This window comes from Methylobacterium sp. Leaf104, from assembly GCF_001422885.1.
GTDB lineage: Bacteria > Pseudomonadota > Alphaproteobacteria > Rhizobiales > Beijerinckiaceae > Methylobacterium.
On the sequence record NZ_LMMZ01000039.1, the window covers coordinates 119,054 to 134,136 of the forward strand.

Sequence of the window (15,083 nt, forward strand, 5' to 3'; positions counted from 1 at the left end):
TCCGACAGTCGCGACTTGGAGCCGCATCGATGACCGAAACTCAGACCTCTTCCCCGGCCGACTGGGCCGAACTGGTGGCGCGCGGCTACGCCGACGAGGCGGCCCCGCCCCTGACGCCGGACCTGCTCGACGCAGTGCGCGAGACGTTACGCCGAGCCGGCCTCGACCGCCCGCACGCAGCATCCCTCGATGCCGACGCAGTGAAACGGGCCAACGAAGGCCTCGATGCGTTCGAACTCGAGCTCGGTGCCGTGGTCGGTCCAAGACTCGCGGAGCTGCCGGCGAACGGAAGACCGGCCTTCGTCCAGCGTTCGGAGGCGGGACGTCCGCTGCGCGCCTATGGCGGGCAGTGAGGCGCGACCAAATTCACTTCCGAATTTTTATGATGTGCTGCTAAGGGGAGGCCTATAAGAACACTGCGCAGAATCTGGTATTTTGAATACCAAAGGGGTAGGATGATCGCATGAGCGCGCATGACATCGGCGAGGTTCGCCGCTTCGACCATCCCGGCAAGGGACGCAATCGGGCCCGGCCCGTCCCCAAGGGACGGCAGGTCGAGCCCGTGGCCAAGGTCGAGATCGAGCGCCTGCTGGGCGACCGGTCGCGGCAGCGCGACCTGCTGATCGAGCACCTCCACCTCGTCCAGGACACCTACGGGCAGATCAGCGCCGCCCATCTCGCGGCCCTGGCCGACGAGATGGGTCTGGCCTTCGCCGAGGTCTTCGAGACGGCGACGTTCTACGCGCATTTCGACGTGCTGAAGGACGGCGAGGCCGACCTGCCGGCGCTCACCGTGCGCGTCTGCGACAGCCTCACCTGCGCGATGTTCGGCGCCGAGCCCCTGATGGAGGCCCTGCGCGAGACCCTCGGCAGCGGCGTCCGCGTCGTGCGCGCGCCCTGCGTCGGCCTGTGCGACCACGCCCCTGCGGTCGAGGTCGGCCACAACTTCCTGCACAAGGCCGACGTCGCCAGCGTCAAGGCGGCGGTCGAGGCCGGCGACACCCACGCCCACCTGCCGGCCTATCCGGACTACGATGCCTACCGGGCCGGCGGCGGCTACGCGGTCCTCGACCGGCTGCGCTCGGGCGAGCTCAGCGTCGACGCGATCCTGCAAGTGCTCGACGACGGCGGCCTGCGCGGGCTCGGCGGCGCCGGCTTCCCCACGGGGCGCAAGTGGCGCTCGGTGCGCGGCGAGCCCGGCCCCCGTCTCATGGCGGTCAATGGCGACGAGGGCGAGCCCGGCACCTTCAAGGACCAGCTCTACCTCAACGCCGATCCGCACCGCTTCCTCGAGGGCATGCTGATCGGCGCCCACGTGGTGGAGGCGGACGACGTCTACATCTACCTGCGCGACGAGTACCCGATCTCCCGCGAGATCCTGGCCCGCGAGATCGCGAAGCTCCCGGCCGGCGGCCCGCGCATCCACCTGCGCCGGGGTGCGGGTGCCTATATCTGCGGCGAGGAATCCTCGCTGATCGAGTCCCTGGAGGGCAAGCGCGGGCTGCCGCGGCACAAGCCGCCCTTCCCGTTCCAGGTCGGCCTGTTCAACCGCCCGACCCTGATCAACAACGTCGAGACGCTCTACTGGGTCAGGGACCTGATCGAGAAGGGCGCCGACTGGTGGAAGGGCCACGGCCGCAACGGCCGGGTCGGCCTGCGCTCCTATTCGGTGTCGGGGCGCGTCAAGGAGCCGGGCGTCAAGCTCGCCCCCGCCGGCCTCACCATCCGCGAACTGATCGAGGAATATTGCGGCGGCATCAGCGACGGGCACCGCTTCGCGGCCTACCTGCCGGGCGGCGCCTCGGGCGGCATCCTGCCGGCCGGCATGGACGACATCCCCCTCGATTTCGGCACGCTCGAGAAATACGGCTGCTTCATCGGCTCGGCCGCGGTCATCGTGCTGTCGGACCAGGACGACGTGCGCGGCGCGGCCCTGAACCTGATGCGGTTCTTCGAGGACGAATCCTGCGGGCAGTGCACCCCCTGCCGCTCCGGCACGCAGAAGGCGCGCGTGATGATGGAGAACGACGTGTGGGACACCGATCTCCTCGGTGAACTCTCGCAATGCATGCGCGACGCCTCGATCTGCGGCCTGGGCCAGGCGGCGTCGAACCCGCTCACCACCGTAATCAAGTACTTCCCGGACCTCTTCCCGTCGCCGCAGCGGATCGCGGCCGAGTAGCGATCCGATCCTGAACCCGACGGCGCGGCCGCCCCCGGCGGCGGCGGCACCGAGCCCGGTTTTCCGGCGCCCCGATTTTCCTGCACCATGACTGGAGCGGAACCATGAGCAGCGGCACACAGAACTCGGGGCTCGGCGGAGCCCACGCCACCACGCCCACCGGCCCGCAGGATGCGGGCGGCAAGGCGGACGGCGCCAACCCGGGCGCCGGGAGCACCTATTCGGAGGGCGCCCAGTCCGGCGGCCAGGCGGGCCCCGCCCCGAGCGGCACCTTCGGCCTTAAGGAGATGCCGGCCGGCATCCCCGGCGTCGTCTTCGAGTTCGACGGGCAGCAGGTCGAGGCCGCCCCCGGCGAGACGATCTGGGCCGTCGCCCAGCGCCTCGGCACGCACATCCCCCATCTCTGCCACAAGCCCGCCCCGGGCTACCGGCCGGACGGCAATTGCCGCGCCTGCATGGTCGAGATCGAGGGCGAGCGCGTGCTCGCCGCCTCGTGCAAGCGGGTGCCGGGCGTCGGCATGAAGGTGAAGTCGGCCTCGGAGCGCGCGACCAAGGCGCGCGCCATGGTGATGGAGCTCCTGGTGGCCGACCAGCCGGCCCGCGGGATCTCGCACGATCCGACCTCGCATTTCTGGGCGCAGGCCGACCATGTCGAGGTCACCGAGAGCCGCTTTCCGGCGGCCCAGCGCTGGGAGGGCGACTGGAGCCACCCGGCCATGCGGGTGAACCTCGATGCCTGCATCCAGTGCAACCTCTGCGTCCGCGCCTGCCGCGAGGTCCAGGTGAACGACGTCATCGGCATGGCCTACCGCTCGTCCAGCGCCAAGCCCGTGTTTGACTTCGACGACCCGATGGGCCAGTCGACCTGCGTCGCCTGCGGCGAGTGCGTCCAGGCCTGCCCGACCGGCGCGCTGATGCCGGCGGCCTATCTCGACGACAGCCAGACCCGCACCGTCTATCCCGACCGCGAGGTGGATTCCCTCTGCCCGTATTGCGGCGTCGGCTGCCAAGTCTCCTACAAGGTCAAGGACGACAAGATCGTCTACGCCGAGGGGCGTGACGGGCCGGCCAACCAGAACCGCCTCTGCGTGAAGGGCCGCTTCGGCTTCGACTACGTCCACCACCCCCACCGGCTGACCAAGCCCCTGATCCGCCTCGACAACGTGGCCAAGGACGCCAACGACCAGGTCGATCCGGCCAATCCCTGGACCCATTTCCGCGAAGCGACCTGGGAGGAGGCGCTGGAGCGCGCCGCCGGCGGCCTCAAGCACATCCGCGACACCGTCGGCCGCAAGGCCCTGGCGGGCTTCGGCTCGGCCAAGGGCTCGAACGAGGAGGCCTACCTCTTCCAGAAGCTGGTGCGCCTCGGCTTCGGCTCGAACAACGTCGACCATTGCACGCGGCTCTGCCACGCCTCCTCCGTGGCGGCCCTGATGGAGGGCCTGAACTCGGGCGCGGTCTCGGCCCCGTTCGCGGCGGCCCTCGACGCCGAGGTCATCGTCATCATCGGCGCCAACCCGACGGTGAACCACCCCGTGGCCGCGACCTTCATCAAGAACGCGGTCAAGGAGCGCGGCGCCAAGCTGATCATCATGGATCCGCGCCGGCAGGTCCTGTCGCGGCACGCCTACAAGCACCTCGCCTTCAAGCCCGGCTCCGACGTGTCGATGCTCAACGCGATGCTCAACGTCATCGTGACGGAGAAGCTCTACGACGAGCAGTACATCGCCGGGTACACCGAGAACTTCGAGGCCTTGAGGGAGCGCATCGTCGAGTTCACGCCGGAGAAGATGGCCCCGGTCTGCGGCATCGACGCGGAGACCCTGCGCGAGGTCGCCCGGCTCTATGCGCGCTCCCGCGCCTCGATCATCTTCTGGGGCATGGGCGTCAGCCAGCACGTGCACGGCACCGACAACTCGCGCTGCCTGATCGCACTGGCGCTGACCACCGGCCAGATCGGCCGCCCCGGCACCGGCCTGCACCCGCTGCGCGGCCAGAACAACGTCCAGGGCGCCTCCGATGCCGGCCTGATCCCGATGGTCTATCCGGACTACCAGTCGGTGGAGAACGAGACCGTCCGCGACCTGTTCGAGACGTTCTGGGGCCAGTCCCTCGATCCGAAGAACGGCCTCACGGTGGTCGAGATCATGCGCGCCATCCATGCGGGCGAGATCAAGGGCATGTTCGTCGAGGGCGAGAACCCGGCGATGTCGGACCCCGACCTCAACCACGCCCGCCATGCCCTGGCGATGCTCGACCACCTCGTGGTGCAGGACCTGTTCCTGACCGAGACCGCCTTCCACGCGGACGTGGTGCTGCCGGCCTCGGCCTTCGCCGAGAAGGCGGGCAGCTTCACCAACACCGACCGGCGCGTGCAGATCGCCAAGCCGGTGGTGCCGCCGCCCGGCGACGCGCGCCAGGATTGGTGGATCCTGCAGGAACTCGCCCGTCGCCTGGGGCTCGACTGGACCTATACCGGCCCGGCCGACATCTTCGCCGAGATGGCGCAGGTGATGCCGTCCCTGAAGAACATCACCTGGGAGCGGCTGGAGCGCGAGGGCGCCGTGACCTACCCGGTCGACGGTCCCGACCAGCCCGGCAACGAGATCATCTTCTATGCCGGCTTCCCGACGGCGAGCGGGCGGGCCAAGATCGTCCCGGCCAACGTCGTGCCGCCGGACGAGGTGCCCGACGCCGAGTTTCCGATGGTGCTGTCGACGGGGCGGGTGCTGGAGCACTGGCACACCGGATCGATGACCCGGCGCTCGGGCGTGCTCGACGCCCTGGAGCCGGAGGCCGTGGCCTTCATGGCGCCGCGGGAGCTCTACCGCCTCGGCCTGGAACCGGGCGACACCATGCGCCTGGAGACCCGCCGCGGCGCGGTGGAGCTCAAGGTCCGGTCCGACCGCGACGTGCCGGTGGGCATGATCTTCATGCCGTTCTGCTACGCCGAGGCGGCGGCCAACCTCCTGACCAACCCGGCCCTCGACCCCATGGGCAAGATCCCGGAGTTCAAGTTCTGCGCCGCCCGCGTCGAGGCGGTCCGGCCCAGCCAGATCGCCGCCGAGTAGGGCGATCCGTTCCCGGTGACACGGCCTGGGGGCCGGATGCGGGGCGCACGCGCCTCGTATCCGGCCCCTTTCCATTCGGACCTGTGGTGCGCATCCCAGGAACAGGCAGAGATGGAACAGGGCACAAGGGAGCCGCGAAAGGCACAGGTCCCAATACAGTGCTAAGGTCATCTCAACCTTTTGTAGAGAAGCATGCCCCATAAATCGAGGTTAGGGCGCGCGTCTGATGGTTGAGTTTTGATGTATGTTCTGATCCTCGACGACGACCCGCTGAACAACGTCCTGATGGGCGAAGCCATTCGCGGCCTGCCGGGCTGCGAGACGGTGGCATTCACCGAGCCTGCTCAGGCCCTGGCCTTCGTCCGCGCGCAGGCCGAGGCGATCGGGGTCGCGATCTCGGATTTCGACATGCCGGGGATGAACGGCCTCGCCTTCCTGAAGGCCGCCCAGGCGGTGCCGGGCTTCGCGCACGTGCCCTTCGTCATGGTGACGAGCATGAACGCGCGCGAACTGCGCCGCGAGGCGCTCGAGCGCGGCGTCACCGACTTCATCGGCAAGCCCTTCGAGGCCTCCGAGGTCCGGGCGCGGGTCACCAACCTCCTGGCCCTCAACCGGGCGCGCCTGGAGCAGCGCGACCGCGCCGCCTGGCTCGACCGCGAGGTCAAGGCCGCCACCGCGGTGATCGAGGCGCGGGAGCGCGAGATCGTCACGATGCTGATGAAGGCGGCCGAGCACCGCGACACCGAGACCGGCGACCACGTCGCCCGGGTGGCCGCCTACGTCACCCTGACGGCCCGGGCCCTCGGGCTCCCCGAGGCGGAGATCCGCGAACTCAGCCTCGCCTCCACCATGCACGATGTCGGCAAGATCAGCGTCCCCGACGCGATCCTGCTCAAGCCCGGCCCGCTCACGCCGGTGGAGCGCAGCGAGATGGAGCTGCACGCCGAGCGCGGGCGCCGCATCCTCGAGGGCAGCTCGTCCCACCTCGTGCAGGTCGCGGCGGAGATCGCCGCCACCCACCACGAGCGCTGGGACGGCACCGGCTATCCCTGGGGCCTGCGCGGCGAGGCGATCCCCCTCTGCGGCCGCATCGTCGCCGTCGCCGACGTGTTCGATGCGCTGACCTCGAACCGTCCCTACAAGCAGGCCTGGTCGCAAGGCGAGGCCTTCGCCTACCTGCGGGAACAGGCGGGCACGCATTTCGACCCGCGCTGCGTCGACGCCTTCCTCCGGGCGCACGGCCAGCCGTCCCTGCAGGCCGGCGCGGCGGCGGGCGGGAACGGGGCTTCCGGCGCGGTTCGGCGCGCATCCTGACGCGCGGTCCCCCGCTCCGTGCGGGCTGTGCGGGATTTGCGACGAACGGCTTCAGCCCTTGGAAACCCGGCTCAAGACATGACGGCGCCATGACATTCGGCAACGTTCTTCTCCTTCTCGACCGGCTGAGGCGCGACCGGAGCGGCGGCGTCCTCGTGATCGTCGCGCTGATGTTCCCGATCCTGACCGGCCTGAGCGCCGTGGCCATCGACTACGCCTCCCTGGTGAAGCGGCGGGCGGAGCTCCAGCGCGCCGCCGACAGCGGCAGCATCGCGGGCGTCAACCAGTTCAAGCTCGCCAATGCCGACGATGCGGCGGCGATCCGCACGGCCAAGACCATGGCCCTGGCCCAGGCCCGCAGCGGCAGCGCGGCGCCCCCGGCCGTGACGGCCGAAGTCCTCAACAACCATTCCGGCGTCCGCCTCACGCTCACCGAGCAGGTCGCCCTGTCCTTCGGCAAGCTCCTCAACGTCCCGAGCCTGGAGGTCAGCGTCTCCTCGACGGCGAAGCTCGCCGGCACCACCCGGCTGTGCCTGCTCGCCCTCGACCGCCAGGCGATGGGCGCCTTCCACCTGGAGAGCGCGGCCCGCATCACCGCCACCGACTGCTCGCTCTATTCGAACTCCGCCAACCCCGAGGGCATCCAGGGCGAGAACGCCGCGGTGGCCACCGCCCTCTCCACCTGCTCGGCCGGCGGCTATTCCGGCTCGGGCGCGAACTTCACGCCGCCGCCCGCCACCGGCTGCCCCGCCCTGCGCGATCCGCTGATCGACCGGCAAGGTCCTGCGCCGGGCTCGTGCATCAGCCTCGGCTTCTTCGTCGATCCGAAGAAGTTCATCGACGGCATCGACGACCCGACCTACGGCGTCAACGTCGTCAGCGGGACGGTGACCCTGCAGCCCGGCACCTATTGCGGCGGCCTTCACGTCACCAAGGGCGCCGTCGTCACGCTGCAGCCCGGGATCTACATCCTCAAGGACGGCCCCCTCGTGGTCGACAAGGGCGGTAGCCTGAGCGGCGTCAACACCGGTTTCTACTTTACCGGCGTGCGCGGCGGCCTGCTCTTCGACGAGAAGAGCACCGTCAGCCTCACCGCGCCGAAGGACGGCCTGCTGGCCGGACTGCTGTTCTTCGAGGACCGCAACGCCACGATCCCCGCCATCCTGCCCCTGCCGCTCGGCGGAAAGGGCAAGGCCAAGCCCGCCCCGGGCGGCTTCGTCGCCCTGCGCGAGTACCGGATCATCAGCGACAACGCCCGCACGCTCCTGGGGACGATCTACCTGCCCCTCGGGCGCCTGATCATCGATTCCAAGAAGCCGGTCGCGGATCAGTCGGCCTACACGGTGATCATCGCCCGGACGATCAACCTCTACGACGGCCCCAACCTGATGCTGAACGCCCGCTACGGCAGCACCGACGTGCCGGTGCCGGCCGGCGTCGGCCCGAGCTCCGCCGACACGCAGCTCACGCAATAGGCCAGGGTCGGCCGACGGGCGGCGCCGCGCGAGCGGCGAGGCCGTTCCGCTGCCCTCAGCGCGGCGGGCAGGAGGCGCCGTTCCCGAGCACGACCTCCGGGCTCATGCTGGCGTAGCGCCGGCCGTAGCGGACCGGCCACAGGGTCTTGCGGGTGATGGCGAAGCCCGCGCCATCCTTGAAGAAGGCCGTGCCGGCCACCGGCTTGTAGGTGGCGCTGATCTCCACGAGGAGCATGCGCGTCCCCTTCGGCTGGATGCTGTCGGCCTCGGCGACGGGCGCCGGCGCCCCGGCGGCCCGGACCGGCGATCCCGCTGCGGCCACGCTGGAGCAGACCTGGAGCGGGCCGGTCTCGCCGTCGCCGACCACCCCGACCGCGCTCACCGTCATCTGCACCCCGCTGCTCTCGAAGGGAGCGAGCACGATGGGCGCCACCTGGAACACGTCGTTGACCTCGGCGGCCGTCGGGATCGTGCGCTGGGACAGTGTATCGCCGATGGTACGGGACAGGATGTCGACCTTGCGCACGTTGCGCATCACGCTCGTGAGCTCCACCGTGCCGAAGTAGATCAGCAGCAGCACCGGCACGATCAGGGCGAATTCGAGGATCGCGACGCCGTCCTCGGCCCGGGCGAAGCGAAGGGCGAGGCCCTCCTTCATCCGCTGGATCGCGATCACGGGGCGGGAAGGCGCGACGGGCATGCCTCAACAGCCGCTGCCGCCGGTGGAGTTGCCTTCGAGCTGCAGCACGGCCGTGGCGTTGATGAGCCAGCTGCCGTCCTGGAACTGGTTCTTCACGACGCCGAACTTCTGGAAGGTGTGCTGGGCGAAGGCGGCCTGGACCACCACCACGCTTCCCTTGGTGAGGCAGCCGTGCTGGACACCGAAATCCGCCCGCCAGGTTCCGGAGGCCGCGTCGATGGGGCTGCTCCGGTCGATCCGCGTGAAGCTGTCGTAGACGCCGATATCGACCTTCAGGTTCTCGCAACGCACGAACGGATTGACCTGGCGGCAGACCTCGCCGCGCACGGAGTCCAGCAGCGACGTCGCCGAGGCGCCGGACTGGACGTAGAACTGCCGCATCGAGGCGTCGAGCCCGTTGTCCAGGGCGGACGTCACCCAGAAGACCAGCGCGTTCTCCAGGACGAAGAAGATCAGGATGCAGAGGGGAAACAGGACCATGGCGAACTCGACCGCCATGGCGCCGGACCGATCCTGCCGGAAGCGCCGCACGGAGGCGCGGGCCACGACCGCGCGCAGCCACCTGCCCCCGCCCCGGACGGGGCGGCCGTGTCTCGCGACGACGCGATCGGGGCTGGCGGGATCGGACATGGGACGGGGTGGAATTCGGATCGGGCGACCTGCCGGGGCACGGTTGGGACGGGTCGCGGGAAGCCCGGCTCCGGTCTAGGCGCGAGCGCTTAAGATTCCGGCAAATCGGGCAAGACCACCCGGCTTGATGAATGATTCCCTGCGCTCCGGCCGACGCCGCAGGGCTTCCATGACGGCGGCTTGCGTATCCGCACAGGTCTCGGGGTCGCGCCCTCGACGCCTGATCGCCGCCTCGTCTTCCGGTATTCGCCCGAAATGGGGGACCGGACGTCGCGGACACCAGCCTGGCGGCCCGTTCGCCCGGCATCCCGGATCGCAGACCGCGGGCGATTAAGACCCTTCCAACCAACACGGCGTAAACTTGCGCGACCATGACCGATCCACGGCCCGCGCCCGACCGCTCCGGCGACCCTCGACCGTCCGCCCGCCAATCGCGCCGACAGCGCACCCTGGCCGGACGCCTCGCCCTGGCGGTGTTCGCCTCCGTGGCGCTCGCCTTCCTCGCCGGAACGCTGCTCTCGCTCTGGCAGGAGGTGAACCGCTACGCCGACGACAAGCGCGACTCCCTCGTCGCCATCGCCAACGTGCTCGCCGCGTCGGGCGCCCAGGCCACGGCGGCCGGGGATCCGGCGGGGGCAGGCCGCGTCCTGAACGCCATCGGCAAGTTCGATGGCGCCGGGACCGAGACCGACGGCGCCGACGCCCGCGAAGGCATGGCCTCCGAGCTCGTCTATGCCGCGATCGAGCGCCCGGACGGGTCGATCCTGGCGGATCGCGGGCTCACGGCCCGCCTCGCCAACGATTTCGACCTGCGCAAGGGCCAGTCGCCCCTGGCGCTGCTCACGAGCCGGACCGCCCTGGTGTCGGTGCCCGTCGCGGAGGCCGGGCGGATCGTCGGCAGCCTCATCCTCGTCTCCGACCTCGCCGACCTCAACGGTCGCCTGCTCGCCCTGCTCCGGACCTCGGCCCTGATCTCGAGCCTCGTCATGGTCCTGGGCTTCGCGATCTCCTACGCGATCCAGCGGGCGATCACGCAGCCGATCGCCGCGCTCGCCGGCACCATGGACCGCGTCCGCGTCGAGCAGGACTACGACCAGGCCGCCGCGATCGTGCGCGACGACGAGGTCGGGGTCCTGGCGCGATCGTTCAACGCGCTCCTCGAGACCGTGCGCGAGCGCGACGCGCGCCTCGCCCGGCACATGCAGCGCCTGGAGGCCGACGTCGCCGAGCGCACGGCCGACCTCCACGAGGCCAAGCAGGCGGCCGAGGCCGCCAACGCCGCCAAGTCCTCCTTCCTGGCCACCATGAGCCACGAGATCCGCACGCCGCTGAACGGCATGCTGGTGATGGCCGAGCTCCTGGCGGCCTCCGAACTGCCGCAGCGGCAGCAGCGCTACGCCGAGGTGGTCGCGCGCTCCGGCCAGAGCCTGCTGGCGATCATCAACGACATCCTCGACTTCGCGAAGGTGGAGGCGGGCAAGCTCGACCTGGAGCGCATCCCCGTCGATCCCGCGGAGATCGTCGACACCGTGGTCTCCCTGTTCGCCGAGAAGGCCGTCGAGAGCGGTCTCGATCTCGCCGCCTCCGTGGCCCCGGACGTGCCGCGCCGGGTGACCGGCGACCCGGTGCGCCTCGGTCAGATCCTCTCGAACTTCGTCAACAACGCCCTGAAGTTCACGCCCTCCGGATCGGTGCTGGTGCGGCTGGAACGCGGCGCCGGCGGGATGCTGCGGCTCAGCGTGCGGGACACCGGCGTCGGCATCCCGGCCGACAAGGTCGGAACCCTGTTCTCGGCCTTTTCGCAGGTCGATCAGTCGACCACGCGGCGCTTCGGCGGCACCGGCCTCGGCCTCTCGATCGCCCATCGCCTCGCCCTCGCCATGGGCGGCCGCATGGGCGTCGACAGCGTGCTCGGCGAGGGCTCGACCTTCTGGGCGGAGCTGCCCCTGGAGGCGATCGACACCGACGCCTCCGCCCCCATCCGGCGCGCGGACGCGGTCGTGGCCGGGATCGTCGTCGCCGTGCCGGGGCAGGCCACCCGGGACAGCCTCTCGCGCCGCCTCGCCGAGGCCGGCTTCGCCCCCCGGGCGGCGGCGAGCGCCGAGGCCGGCACCGCCCACTGGATCGCCGATGCGGCGACGATCCTGGCCCTCGGGCATCGCCCGACCGGCGCGGGCCGGGTCCTGGCCCTGGCGCGCCTCGGCGACCCGGCCGCGGCCCCGATCCTGGAGGCCGGCTGGGCCGACCACGTCCTCGCCTGGCCGGTGGTGCAGGAGGAATGGCGCGTGGCCCTGGCCGCGCTCGCCGGCGGCACGCCGTTCGCCGCGCGCGCGGCCGGCCCGGCCGCCCGCGCGCGCCTGCCGCAATTCCCCGCCGCCCGCATCCTCGTGGCCGACGACAGCCCGGTGAACCGCGAGGTCGCCCGCGAAGCCCTGGCCCGCTGCGGCGTCACGGCCGTCACCCTGGTGGAGGACGGACGCCTGGCCCTGGAAGCCTGCCGCGACCGGACCTTCGACCTCGTCCTCATGGACGGCAGCATGCCGGTCCTCGACGGCTACGCGGCGGCCGAGGCCATCCGGGCCGAGGCGCGCGCCGAGGGCCGCGCCCGCACGCCGATCGTCGCCCTGACCGCCCACGTGGTCGGGGCGGGCGCCGACGCCTGGCGCGACGCCGGGATGGACGCCAAGCTCGCCAAGCCCTTCACCCTGTCGGCCCTGGCCGACACGCTGGCGGGCTTCCTGGTGCCCGACACGCAGTCCGCCCTGCCGCCGGTGGCCGGGACCACGGCCGAGCCGGCGAGCCCACCCGTCGCGGCGCCGGAATCGGAATCCGACGGGCTCCTCGACGCGGACGTGGTCGCGGGCCTGGTCGACATGGCGGCCCGGGCCGGAGGCGATTTCGCCGCCCGTATCCTCGGCCTCTACCGGGAGCACGCTCCGAGGGCCCTGGCGGACCTGCAGGCCGCTTGGGACTCCGCCGATGCCGAAGCGGTGGCCCGGACGGCGCACAGCCTGAAGTCGATGAGCCTGAACATCGGCGGCCGCGCCCTGGCGGAGACCCTGGGCGCGATCGAGGCCCAGGCCCGCTCCGGCTCGGTGCCGACGACGGAGGCCGAGATCGCGGCCCTGTCACCGCTCTTGGCGCGGACCATGGCGGCCGTCGATGCCCGTTTCGGTCCGCCATCCGCCTCGGAGGAGACCGGCGCGGCCCGGCGCCCGGCCTGAGACGGCGCCAGATCCGAATGCGGCGGCGCGGCATTGTCTGGGGATCGGCCTGAACCGATGCGAAGGTTGGCCGTTGGTCCCCATCGATCACGGAACGAGGAGATCCGATGTCATCCAGCCCTGATTCCCAGTCCGGAGAGTCGGTGGCCGTCACCTTCCGCGGCCGCGGCTACGCCCGTCTGCGCGGCACGAAGCTGTCCGTGCTGATCTGTCCCCGCTGCTCGCAGCGCAACGCACCGAAGGCCGCCGACCAGGGCTACTGCCAGTGGTGCGCCTACGAGCCCTCCCGCGACGACATCGAGCCGGCCCAGGCGGCCTGAGCCGGACCCCGCCTAATCCTGCAGCGACGACAGGAACTGGCGCAGCTCCGGCGTCCGCGGCGCTCCGAAGATCTCGGCCGGGGTCCCGATCTCGTGGACGAGCCCCTGGTGCATGAAGATCACCCGGTTGGCGACCTTGCGGGCGAAGCTCATCTCGTGGGTGACCATCAGCAGGGTCATGCCCTCCTCGGCCAGGGTCTCCACGACCCGCAGGACCTCGCCCACCAGTTCCGGGTCGAGGGCGCTGGTGATCTCGTCGCAGAGCATGATGGCCGGGTCCATGGCCAGCGCCCGGGCGATCGCCACCCGCTGCTGCTGCCCGCCGGAGAGCTTGTCCGGCATCGCGTCGAACTTCTCCGCGAGGCCGACCCGCGCGAGGAGCTGACGGGCGCGCGCCGCGTTCTCCGGTCCCGGCCGCCGCTTCACCAGGTGGGGGGCCAGCATGACGTTGCGCCCCACCGAGAGGTGCGGGAACAGGTTGAAGTTCTGGAAGATCATGCCGACGCCCTGGCGCAGCTCGCGCATGGCCTTCGGGTTGTCGTGAAGGAGGTGCCGGCCGTCGACGATCAGCGAGCCGTGCTGGAAGACCTCCAGGCCGTTGATGCAGCGCAGCAGCGTGCTCTTGCCCGAGCCGCTCTTGCCGATGATCGCCACCACCTCGCCCCGCGCCACGTCGAGGTCGATGCCCCGCAGCACCTCGTGCGCGCCGTAGGACTTGCGCAGGGCCGTGATGCGCAGGATCGGCGCGCCGACCTGGGTGTGGGGCTTGCCCGCACCGGAAGGCGGCGCGTTCGGGGCGGCGCTCATGCGAGGGTCCTCATCGCGAGTTTCCTTTCGAGGAGGCGGGCACAGAGGCTGATGGGAAAGCACAGGACGAAGTACATCAGCGCGACGCAGCCATAGGTCAGCATCGGCTCGTAGGTGACGTTGGCGATCATGCCGCCGGCCTTGGTCAGCTCGACGAAGCCGATCACGGAGGCGAGCGCCGTGCCCTTCACGACCTGCACGAGGAAGCCCACCGTGGGCGCCACCGCGATCCGCAGGGCCTGGGGCAGGATGATGTGGCGGAATTGCTGGCCGAAGCTGAGGGCGAGGCTCGCCGAGGCCTCCCATTGCCCGCGCGGAATGGCGGCGACGCAGCCGCGCCAGATCTCCGTGAGGTAGGCCGAGGCGTAGAGCGTGAGGGCGACGCAGGCGGCGAGCCAGGCGGAGGTGTCGAAGCCCAGCGCCGCGAGGCCGAAATACAGCAGAAACAGCTGCATCAGCAGCGGCGTGCCCTGGAACAGCTGGACGTAGGCGCCGACCGCGCGGCCGAGCCAGGGGCCGCCGGCGAGCCGGACGAGCAGCAGGACGAGGCCGACCAGGGCGCCGCCCAGGAACGCCACGAGGGAGAGGGCCACGGTCCAGCGCGCCGCGAGGGCGAGGTTGCGCAGGATGTCCCAGAGGGTGAAGTCCGGCATGGCGCCCCCTACCGGCCGAACAGGAAGCGCGGCCCGGCCCAGTTGAGCAGGGTCCGGACCAGGATCGCGAGGCCGAGATAGGACAGCGTGCCGACGATGTAGGTCTCGAAGGCGCGGAAGTTGCGGCTCTGGATCAGGTTGGTGGCGTAGCTCAGCTCCTCGGTGGAGATCTGGCCGCAGACGGCCGAGCCGAGCATGACGATGACGATCTGGCTGACGAGCGCCGGCCAGACCTTTCCCAGGGCCGGCGGCAGCACCACCCGGGTGAAGACCTGGGCGCGGGTGAGCGCGAGGCTCTCGGCGGCCTCGATCTGCCCGCGCGGCGTCGCCTCGATGCCCGCGCGCAGGATCTCGGTGGCGTAGGCACCGAGGTTGATCGTCATGGCGAGGACCGAGGCCGTCGCCGGCGACAGGCGGATGCCGGCCTCCGGCAGGCCGAAGAAGACGAAGAACAGCTGGACGATGAAGGGCGTGTTGCGGATCAGCTCGACATAGGCGCCCACGAGCCAGCGCAAGGCGAGGGGGCCGCCGGAGCGCGCCCAGGCACAGCCGATCGCCAGGGCGGCGCCGAGGAGCGTCGCCACCGCGGTCAACCCGACGGTCCAGGCCGCTCCGCGCAGGAGCAGGGGCCACTGGACGAGAATACTCGTGAAATCGAGCTGCAGCGGCATCGTGGCGAACGAATCCGGGGGGCGACGGTCGCACGG

General features: G+C 70.8%; 12 protein-coding genes. 7 read left to right on the forward strand and 5 right to left on the reverse strand.

The annotated features are described in order from the left end of the window. Positions 1-29: 29 nt before the first annotated feature. The 5 genes from ASF49_RS20260 to ASF49_RS20280 all read left to right on the forward strand — a co-directional run bounded on the left by ASF49_RS20260 (position 30) and on the right by ASF49_RS20280 (position 8,042). Positions 30-353, forward strand: a complete 324-nt coding sequence (locus ASF49_RS20260) for a hypothetical protein (RefSeq protein ID WP_056477405.1) — start codon at positions 30-32, stop codon at positions 351-353. A gap of 110 nt (positions 354-463) precedes the next feature. Continuing rightward, complete coding sequence (locus ASF49_RS20265; RefSeq protein WP_056477407.1) at positions 464-2,182, forward strand: NAD(P)H-dependent oxidoreductase subunit E; 1,719 nt, start codon at positions 464-466, stop codon at positions 2,180-2,182. Between the two features lie 104 nt (positions 2,183-2,286). Continuing rightward, entirely contained in the window at positions 2,287-5,253 is a 2,967-nt protein-coding gene (fdhF, locus tag ASF49_RS20270; RefSeq protein WP_056477409.1) for a formate dehydrogenase subunit alpha, read from the forward strand. Between the two features lie 240 nt (positions 5,254-5,493). Further along, positions 5,494-6,567 (forward strand): HD domain-containing phosphohydrolase, encoded by a 1,074-nt coding sequence (locus tag ASF49_RS20275; protein ID WP_056477411.1) that lies wholly within the window; start codon positions 5,494-5,496, stop codon positions 6,565-6,567. An 89-nt stretch (positions 6,568-6,656) separates the two neighbouring features. Continuing rightward, on the forward strand, positions 6,657-8,042 hold the full coding sequence (locus tag ASF49_RS20280; RefSeq protein ID WP_056477413.1) for a Tad domain-containing protein: 1,386 nt from the start codon (positions 6,657-6,659) through the stop codon (positions 8,040-8,042). A 55-nt stretch (positions 8,043-8,097) separates the two neighbouring features. Here ASF49_RS20280 and ASF49_RS20285 read toward each other — a convergent pair whose 3' ends face one another. Further along, positions 8,098-8,742, reverse strand: a complete 645-nt coding sequence (locus ASF49_RS20285; protein ID WP_056477414.1) for a TadE/TadG family type IV pilus assembly protein — start codon at positions 8,740-8,742, stop codon at positions 8,098-8,100. A gap of 3 nt (positions 8,743-8,745) precedes the next feature. Further along, on the reverse strand, positions 8,746-9,240 hold the full coding sequence (locus ASF49_RS20290) for a TadE family protein (protein WP_162240990.1): 495 nt from the start codon (positions 9,238-9,240) through the stop codon (positions 8,746-8,748). A gap of 503 nt (positions 9,241-9,743) precedes the next feature. Here ASF49_RS20290 and ASF49_RS20295 point away from each other — a divergent pair. Both ASF49_RS20295 and ASF49_RS20300 read left to right on the forward strand, forming a co-directional pair. Then, complete coding sequence (locus ASF49_RS20295) at positions 9,744-12,596, forward strand: ATP-binding protein (RefSeq protein ID WP_082511443.1); 2,853 nt, start codon at positions 9,744-9,746, stop codon at positions 12,594-12,596. Between the two features lie 107 nt (positions 12,597-12,703). Beyond that, positions 12,704-12,916, forward strand: coding sequence for a hypothetical protein (locus ASF49_RS20300; RefSeq protein ID WP_056477419.1), 213 nt, complete (start codon positions 12,704-12,706; stop codon positions 12,914-12,916). Between the two features lie 12 nt (positions 12,917-12,928). On the opposite strand, the gene ASF49_RS20305 is transcribed toward ASF49_RS20300, so the two are convergent. From ASF49_RS20305 to ASF49_RS20315, 3 genes are read right to left on the reverse strand one after another with little or no spacing between them, the layout of a single operon-like run. Continuing rightward, entirely contained in the window at positions 12,929-13,723 is a 795-nt protein-coding gene (locus ASF49_RS20305) for an amino acid ABC transporter ATP-binding protein (protein WP_056477420.1), read from the reverse strand. After that, positions 13,720-14,376, reverse strand: coding sequence for an amino acid ABC transporter permease (locus ASF49_RS20310; RefSeq protein ID WP_056477422.1), 657 nt, complete (start codon positions 14,374-14,376; stop codon positions 13,720-13,722). The genes ASF49_RS20305 and ASF49_RS20310 overlap by 4 nt, the downstream gene beginning before the upstream one ends. Positions 14,377-14,384: 8 nt before the next feature. Then, positions 14,385-15,047 carry an amino acid ABC transporter permease gene (locus ASF49_RS20315; protein ID WP_056477424.1) on the reverse strand — a complete coding sequence of 221 codons (663 nt, stop codon included), beginning with the start codon at positions 15,045-15,047 and terminating at the stop codon, positions 14,385-14,387. Positions 15,048-15,083 lie beyond the last annotated feature (36 nt).